Origin of the sequence: Microcoleus anatoxicus (assembly GCF_042465725.1) — a bacterium.
In the GTDB taxonomy this organism is placed as follows: domain Bacteria; phylum Cyanobacteriota; class Cyanobacteriia; order Cyanobacteriales; family Microcoleaceae; genus Microcoleus; species Microcoleus anatoxicus.
In genome coordinates, this window is record NZ_CP120853.1 from 120,707 (window position 1) to 127,500 (window position 6,794).

A 6,794-nucleotide genomic window follows, 5' to 3' on the forward strand; every position below is an offset into this window, starting at 1 on the left:
AATTATGGGACATACTGAAGCAGATTTAAAATAAATAAATTCAAAATATACCCATTAAAATTAAATTATTAACGCGCCATAAAAATTAAAAGGTAGAGACAGATTTGTTAACTGTCCCTACCCAAGCACATACAGTTAGGATACATTTCATACTAAATTTAGAGAAAAGAATTTAATGTCACAAAAATCACAAAAATAACTATGAACAGCACAGCATCTCCCATGACCGATCGCGATCGCGCTAACCTCAGCCGCCCGATCGATTATACTTCCATGCGATCGGTACCCGAAGTTTGGGCGATCGTCCAACAGAAAGTCAGTCAAACCGTCGCCCTCCACGACCCCCACCATTGCCGTGTCTGACCTGGCTGTAAAGTTTTCTGGTTGAGCTGGTGGTTCCCACTTACAGATAGACTCTAGCTCGATCGGGCAAGTTTTGGGAGCGATCGGATTTCCGCCAAGGTTGAACTCAGTGATTCGGATAGCTAAGCAACACAATAAAATAACAGATACTCGCACCGACTTCCTGCACAAATTGTCAACCAATCTACGGCGGGTAGTATATCAAATCTCTGAAATTAAAAAGTACCTTAAATCATGCTTCTTACGATCGACCTTCCCGACAATCTGCCCGTGACTGAAGCCGATGTGAGGATAGAATTGGCGATCGTACTTTATCAGCAGCACAACCTCAGTCTAGATAAAGCCGCTCAACTTGCTGTAATGTCTGTGGACGACTTCTACCAACTATTAATCGATCGCCATATCGTCACCCCGCCCGCAGATATCGATGACGAACCCGCCGAACTCGTCCTAGCCAGCCTCCGCACTTCCCTCCAGCAAATTAAAGAAGGCAAAGTGCATCCTATTTCCGAACTGTGGGATGGGACTGATGACTGACGAGATACCCCAAATCCAGATTCTCTTTTCCGATGAGTTCAAAACACCTATGCGTAAGTCCTGTTTGTGCTAGATTTGAGTTTTTCCTAAGAGGTAAGTATGTCAGCAACTGCGATCGACATCGGCACGCTGGTTGTCAGTACGCCTGAAACCTGTGGAGGGCGTCCCCGCATTGCGGGAACTAGAATTTCTATCGCTCAAATTGCCGTTTGGCATCAACAAGGGATGAGCCCAGAAGCAATACTTGAAGAAATTTCCTATTTAAATTTAGCACAAATTTATGCAGCGCTATCTTACTATCACGCTAACCGCAAGGAAATTGAGGCTGATTTAGCTGCCGAATTAGCTGAGTACGAGCGATTGGAAGCCGATCGCAGGGCTGGGAGAATTTAATGAGCCAGATTCGTTAAAGTTTTATGGTTTAGGTAGTGGTTCCCAATTGCAGATAGACTCTGGTTTGAGAGGGCAAGTTTTGGGAGCGATCGGATTTCCGCTGAGGTAGATATACTTAAGGAGAGTTAAAGATGCTAGTGGTTGGATGTTTCTAATTTGGTTGTTGTCAAGTTCTAATTCACTCAAGCCAGTCAAGGATGTTAGCGGTTGGATATTTTCAATCTTATTGTTATTGATGGCGAGCCTACCCAGGTTAGTCAAAGATTTTAGCGGTTGGATGTCGCTGATAAGATTATTTCCAAGGTGGAGCTCAGTCAAGTTAGTCAAAGATGCTAGTGGCTTGATGTCGCTAATTTGATTTTTGTAAAGGAAGAGCCTAGTCAAGTTAGTCAAAGAGGCTAGCGGTTTGATATCGCTTATCAGATTGTTTGCGAGGTATAGTTCATTTAGGTTAGTCAAAGATTGCAAAGCTTTAATGTCGCTTATTTTATTGTTGAGAAGTAAGAGAGAAGTCAATTTATTTAAAGGTTGCAAGGCTTTAATATCCCGGATTTGATTGTCTTCGAGATGAAGTTCCGTCAGGTCAGTCAAAAATTGCAAGGCTTTAATCTCGCGGACTTGATTGTTTTCGAGGTGGAGTTGAGTCAGGCAAGTCAAAAATTGAAAGGCTTTAATCTCGCGAATTTGATTGTTTGCGAGATCGAGTTCAGTCAAGTTAGTTAAATATTGTAAGGCTTTAATGTCGCCAACTTTATTGTTGTTGAGTCCGAGCAATTTCAGATTAGTCAAAGATTGCAAGGGTTTAATGTCGCTAATTTGATTACCATCAAGGCGGAGTTCAGTCAGATTAGTCAAAGATTGTAACGATTGAATGTTACTGATTTGATTGGCATCAAGATGGAGTTCAGTTATTTTAGTCAAAGATTGCAAGGCTTTTGTGTCCCTGATTTTATTGTTCCAGAGGTTTAGTTTAGTGAGTTTAGTCAAAAATTGCAATGCTTGAATGTCGCTGACTTTATTATCCTGGAGATTGAGTTCAGTGAGTTTAGTCAAAAATTGCAAAGCTTGAATATCGTTGATTTTATTATCTTGGAGTTCGAGTTTAGTCAGTTGAGTCAAAGATTCTAGGGGTTGGATGTAGCTTACTTTATTGTCTAAGAGACCGAGCTCAGTCAGTTGGGTCAAAGATGCTAGTGGTCGGATGTCGCTGATGTAATTGCCGCTAAGGTCGAGTTTAGTCAGGTTAGTCAAAGATGCTAGAGGTTTGATGTCGGTGATGTAACTGCTAGAGAGGTTAAGTTCCGTGAGGCTTGAAAGCTTTCGATCTGCCGCGTCGCAATCATTAGTTCCTGCGTGAAATAACAACGCATCAATAGTATATTTAGTGTAAGGACTCAAATCTTGTATGCGACACCACTCAACAAATGTTTGTGCCCCGTGTTCCCATTGCGGATCGACTGCTGCTAATACCGAAAATTCATTGCCACATGATATTAAGCAGATCGCGCTCCAAATAACTACTATTAATCTTGAGAAATTCATGTTTTTTTACAACTATAAGCGTCACATCCTTTACCTGAAATTAAGGGTACTATAAATAATGCAAATTCCGATCGCTCGCGTTTGAAAAAGTAACAAAATTCAAAAATACTCTATCTGGACTTGCGCCTATATCAAAGAAACCGGGTTTTTAACAAAATTCAAGGCGAAGATGCAAGATTTTTGGAAAAAACCCGGTTTCTGCCTCAGCCCGATCGATGACAAGATAACAAATAACAAAGCATAGATTCTCAAAGGTACTGACAGGACGCAAACTGTCTGAGTTCGATCGCGCCACTGAGGAGATAAATTAAGAATAGATTCAGAAACAACACTTTAATCTCAAACAAAGCGCCAAAATACCCTATGAACAGCACAGCATCTTACACATCATCTCAAATGACCGATCGCGATCGCGCTAACCTCAGCCGCCTGATCGATTACACCTCCATCCAATCAGTACCAGAAATTTGGGCGATCGCCCAACAGAAATTCGGTCAAATAGTCGCCCTCCACGACCCCCACAGCAAGCCCGAAATCAAGCTTACCTACACCGACCTGTACCGACAAATGCAGCAATTCGCCGCCGGCCTCCAAGCCCTCGGCATCGAACCAAACCCCTCAGAAGCAATCCCTCCCCGCGTCGCCCTCTTCGCCGACAACAGCCCCCGCTGGCTGATAGCCGACCAAGGCATCATGATGGCCGGGGCCGCCAACGCCGTCCGAGGCGCCACCGCCGACCCCGAAGAACTCCTCTACATCATCCAAGACAGCGGTAGCACCGCCTTAGTAGTCGAAAACCGCGCATTACTCAAAAAACTGCAACACCGCCTCCCCGATTTGCCAATTCAACTCATCATCCTCCTCTCCGACGAAGAACCAGAAACCAGCCCCACCCTCAACACCGTCAAATTTTCCCAAGTCATGGCCACAGGGGCCAACCGCCCCCTCAAACCCACCAACCACAAACCTCAAACCCTCGCCACCCTCCTCTACACCAGCGGCACTACAGGTAAACCCAAAGGTGTGATGCTGACCCACGGCAACCTGCTACACCAAATCACCACCTTCGGCACAATTCTCCAGCCAGAAGGCGGCGAAGGTGTTCTCAGTATTCTCCCCAGTTGGCACGCCTACGAACGCACTGTCGAATACTTCATGCTTTCCCAAGGATGCACGCAGATTTACACCAATATTCGCTACTTCAAACAAGATTTCAAAACTTACAAACCCCAGTACATGATCAGCGTTCCACGCATCTGGGAATCGATTTATGAGGCAGTACAAAAGCAATTTCGGGAACAGCCACCTAACAAACAAAAATTAGTTAACTTCCTGCTATCGGCCAGCCAAAAATATATAGAATCTCGTCGCATTTACCAAGGATTAACTCTCAATTTAAAACCTGCTTCTGCTACCGAAAAACTCATCGCCCGCATCAAAAGCATTCTATTATTACCCATTCACGCCCTCGCCGAAAAACTGGTTTACCAAAAAGTTCGGGAAGCTACGGGAGGACGTTTTAAATGGGCAATTAGTGGTGGTGGTTCTTTGGCCGCCCACTTGGACAATTTCTTTGAAATAGCGAATATCGGTTTGTTGGTGGGATACGGCTTAACCGAAACTTCACCAGTGTTAACGGTTCGTCGTCCTTGGCATAATCTCAAAGGTTCGGCGGGACAGCCGATCGCCCATACGGAAGTTAAAATAGTAGACCCGGAAACTCGGCAACAACTGGCTGTAGGTAAGCGCGGTTTAGTATTGGCGCGGGGGCCACAAATCATGGCAGGTTATTATCTTAATCCCCAAGCGACGGCAAAGGCGATCGACCCCGAAGGCTGGTTTGATACCGGCGACTTGGGCTGGCTGACACCGGGCAACGATTTAATTTTAACCGGGCGCGCCAAAGATACGATCGTCCTCACCAATGGCGAAAATATCGAACCTCAGCCCATCGAAGATGCCTGTCTCCGCAGCCTCTACATCGACCAAATTATGCTAGTGGGTCAAGACCAGAAATCTGTGGGAGCATTAATTGTCCCCAATGCAGAAGCCGTGGAGAAATGGGCCGCAACTCAGAATCCTCCAATACACGAAATTGACTGGAATAGCAAGACAATTCAAGACTTATTTCGCCAAGAATTGAACCGCGAGGTGCAAAATCGCCCCGGATACCGCGCCGACGATCGCATTGGCCCGTTCCGGTTGATTTTGGAGCCATTCTCGATGGAAAATGGAATGCTGACTCAAACCCTGAAAATTAAGCGCCCGGTTGTGACGCAACACTACCGCGATATGATTGACGGGATGTTTTGAAAATATTCTCAGGGCATCGGGAATCGGGACAAGCGACAGGAGATTGAAGACGGGGACAGACTGATATCAATTTTTTGTGAAGTTGCACATATTCTGATCCCCCTCGCATCCCCCTTAATAAGGGGGACTTTGAACGCGATCTTGTCCCCCCTTATTAAGGGGGGTTAGGGGGGATCACATTCTATGCAGCCTCACAAAAAATTGGTAGGACAGCTAATAGCTTTTGAATAATTAGCAACTAGCAGTTAGTCGCATTCAATTCCCAATTTCCAATTCCCAATTCCCAATTCCCAATTCCCAATTCCCAATTCTCAATTCTCAATTGACAAACAACAACTTTATGGAACTGTCCACCCCACAATTACTCTTGAAGCGATCGATTAACGTTAAAGTCGTCGTTACTCCCCGCTGGAAAGAAGAAGCTCAACAGCAACTCCAAGCCCAAATTAATCAAATCGACTCTCAGCTACAACAGCTAGAAATGCAAGGACAACGGATGATTTCTGAAATCCAAAAGCAAAGCCTGCACCCCCCTGGTCCTCAAGTAATGCAGCAAATAGAAAACATTCAAACCCAGGTTAATCAACGGAAAAGTGAACTGCTAGAACAGAAAAACCAAAGTCTGCAACAACTCCAGCAAGTGCAGGTACTAGACCTAGAACAAGAAGTGAGTCAAGGTCAAATTGACGGTACATTCACTGTCGGCTTAGGAGAAAACTTGATTCAAAAAATGCAAGTAGAAGTTCTCCTCCGTGATGGAATTGTCCAAGAAATTCGAGGTGATATTTAGAAATTAGAAATTGGTAATTGGTGATTGGTAATTGGCAGATTTGGAGTCATTAGTCACAGATCTTCGGACTAGAGACTGGCATAATAATAATTATTGCCGATCGCCGATCGCCAATTATCAATTGCCAAACCAACTGTTGTGCATTGAACTTGTATCTTTGGGGCGGGTTCTCCTGGATTGGTCTCAAATTAATGTCAAAGGTAGTACCAGCCTACTGTCTGAGCCTACAGTCTTTCCGATCCCCCCTAGCCAACGGCGGGCACTCACAGGCACCGCCCCTACATTCGGGAGGGACAAGATTCTTCTCAAAATCCCCCTTCCCCCATCCCCCCTTGGGGGGGGCAGGGGGGAAGGGGGGGCTAGGGGGGGGTGGGGATGCGAGGGGGATCGGAATATATGTAACTTCACATTAAATTGGTATTACCAATTCCCGATTAGCAAGTGACGCTCCCACACCAACCCTTTGGGTATGGTTTGGGCATCTGAGTCCCGCCTGTGGATATCAAGATCTTCCTTCCTGCGGACTCCAATTGTTTCCCTCTACGGCGTTTTATAGTGAGGAACGCGACCTGCCCCACTTGTCACATGAAAGGTTTTTACTTAGACCCAGATTGTGATTCTTTGATCCAAGATACGAGTATTTTACCAGAATTATGACTCAGAGTGCGAGTTGCCTCGCCACCCAAAGAATGCTGGTTGGCAAGGCCCAACATCGCATTCTGGGTCGCTCCGATGAGGAGCGCAGCTCTCATCCCACAGCAAATCAAAGATTATGCTGTGGGGATTCCCACCTGTCTAGTTAAAAAGGACTTTTTACAGATGATTCGCGAAGTTTTCATGCCCGCCCTAAGTTCTA

7 protein-coding genes (1 of these 7 cut by a window edge) are annotated in these 6,794 nt (G+C 45.3%); 6 read left to right on the plus strand and 1 reads right to left on the minus strand.

Annotated elements, in window-relative coordinates; genetic code table 11:
• Positions 1-201: 201 nt before the first annotated feature.
• From P2A85_RS00555 to P2A85_RS00565, 3 genes are all read left to right on the plus strand, one after another.
• On the plus strand, positions 202-363 hold the full coding sequence (locus P2A85_RS00555; RefSeq protein WP_377476996.1) for a hypothetical protein: 162 nt from the start codon (positions 202-204) through the stop codon (positions 361-363).
• 234 nt (positions 364-597) lie between these two features.
• Positions 598-900: a UPF0175 family protein gene (locus P2A85_RS00560; protein ID WP_341735103.1), complete on the plus strand. Its 303-nt coding sequence runs from the start codon at positions 598-600 to the stop codon at positions 898-900.
• Between the two features lie 99 nt (positions 901-999).
• The gene (locus P2A85_RS00565) at positions 1,000-1,293 is read left to right on the plus strand and encodes a DUF433 domain-containing protein (RefSeq protein WP_341735102.1); all 294 of its coding nucleotides are present in this window, start codon (positions 1,000-1,002) and stop codon (positions 1,291-1,293) included.
• A gap of 21 nt (positions 1,294-1,314) precedes the next feature.
• Here P2A85_RS00565 and P2A85_RS00570 read toward each other — a convergent pair whose 3' ends face one another.
• A complete protein-coding gene (locus P2A85_RS00570) occupies positions 1,315-2,835 on the minus strand; it encodes a leucine-rich repeat domain-containing protein (protein ID WP_377476997.1) in 1,521 nt (506 codons plus the stop codon).
• A gap of 363 nt (positions 2,836-3,198) precedes the next feature.
• On the opposite strand from P2A85_RS00570, the gene P2A85_RS00575 reads away from it, so the two are divergent.
• From P2A85_RS00575 to P2A85_RS00585, 3 genes are all read left to right on the plus strand, one after another.
• Positions 3,199-5,148, plus strand: coding sequence for an AMP-dependent synthetase/ligase (locus tag P2A85_RS00575; protein WP_377476999.1), 1,950 nt, complete (start codon positions 3,199-3,201; stop codon positions 5,146-5,148).
• Positions 5,149-5,488: 340 nt separating this feature from the next.
• Positions 5,489-5,938 carry a YlqD family protein gene (locus P2A85_RS00580; protein ID WP_377477000.1) on the plus strand — a complete coding sequence of 150 codons (450 nt, stop codon included), beginning with the start codon at positions 5,489-5,491 and terminating at the stop codon, positions 5,936-5,938.
• A gap of 819 nt (positions 5,939-6,757) precedes the next feature.
• Positions 6,758-6,794, plus strand: the start of a protein-coding gene (locus tag P2A85_RS00585) for a dihydrolipoamide acetyltransferase family protein (RefSeq protein WP_377481782.1). Its footprint extends 1,259 nt past the window's final position; only the first 37 of its 1,296 coding nucleotides appear in the window; its start codon is at positions 6,758-6,760; the stop codon falls past the right edge of the window.